A 1,228-nucleotide genomic window follows, 5' to 3' on the forward strand; every position below is an offset into this window, starting at 1 on the left:
TGACAAATCCGTTCTCCTCGTGCGACGAGGTGCCAAAAGAATCAAAGGGATGATAGAGGTTAATTTTCATAAAGCGCTTGTTAGATAAAAATAAGTTTTCAGGAGAAACTGATTTTAAATGCGTCTTCGCGTTTTCGTGTGGGTAAATTTCATCTTAAGACGGCTTGAACGCCAAGCTGGGCGGGGGTTTGCGAGATTTTCGAGTGTCGAAAAATCTGGCATGATTTTCCGATGAGGTATTGTCAGGTTGTTGCGCGGTCGGCGGATATAATGTTGCATGAAGAAAGCTTCCATGTCCGCGTCGCCATCGACCGATGCGTCGATCTCGTTCAAGGGTTATCGATTTCCGCCCGACGTCATCAGCTATGCTGTGTGGCTGTACTATCGCTTCCCGCTGAGCCTGCGTATGGTCGAAGAGATCTTGGCTGCGCGCGGTATCGAGCTGACGTATGAGACGGTGCAGGACTGGGCGGCAAAGTTCGGTCTGGCAATCGCCAAACGTATCCGTTCGACGGCGCTGGGGCGCGGCGACAAGTGGCATCTTGATGAGGTCGTGGTGACGATCAACGGCAAGAAGCACTGGCTGTGGCGGGCGGTCGACCAGCACGGCTCGGTGCTCGACGTACTGGTGCAAAGCCATCGCGACACGGCGGCGGCCAAACGGCTGATGCGCAAGCTGCTCAGGCGCCATGTCCGTCCACGCTGGCTTGCCAGTTCCTTTGAAAGGATCTCGCGAGATTTCTTCGATCAAACCGTTGATCTCAGCGACAATCGCTAGATCCTATGCAGCGTGAGAGTCGTCGAGGCCCCAAGCCGTAAGATTGGCGTGGCCAAGCCTTGCTCAATGGAGGGGCATCATGGACGCACATCACGTTACCGAACCCCATGCTGAAGACGTCATACTGGCGGTATCGCTCGAACTCGCGGCCAGGAAGTGGAAGGTCGCGCTCCACGATGGCCGGCGCGAGCGGCCCGCCGTCCATACGGTCGAGCAGCCGCAGGCCGCCGCCCGCCTGCAGGCCGTGCTCGGCCTGATCGAGGCCCACAAGGAGAAGTGGTTACTGCCCACCGGCGTGCGCGTCGTCGTGAGCTACGAGGCCGGCCAGGACGCGTTCTGGATCTGTCGCGCGCTGCAGGCGCACGGCATCGAGTGCTACGTCATCGATGCGGCCAGCATCCCGGTAGAACGTCACAAGCGGCGCGCGAAGACGGACCGGCTCGATGTAAC

General features: G+C 58.1%; 2 pseudogenes. Both read left to right on the plus strand.

What is annotated here, in order from left to right:
- Window positions 1-277 precede the first annotated feature (277 nt).
- A pseudogene (locus tag AWB78_RS42645) lies at window positions 278-700 on the plus strand (IS6 family transposase); the annotation flags it as partial.
- Between the two features lie 157 nt (window positions 701-857).
- Window positions 858-1,228 (plus strand): annotated as a pseudogene (locus tag AWB78_RS42650) (IS110 family RNA-guided transposase); the annotation flags it as partial.

Source organism: Caballeronia calidae (assembly GCF_900044055.2).
In the GTDB taxonomy this organism is placed as follows: Bacteria; Pseudomonadota; Gammaproteobacteria; order Burkholderiales; family Burkholderiaceae; genus Caballeronia; species Caballeronia calidae.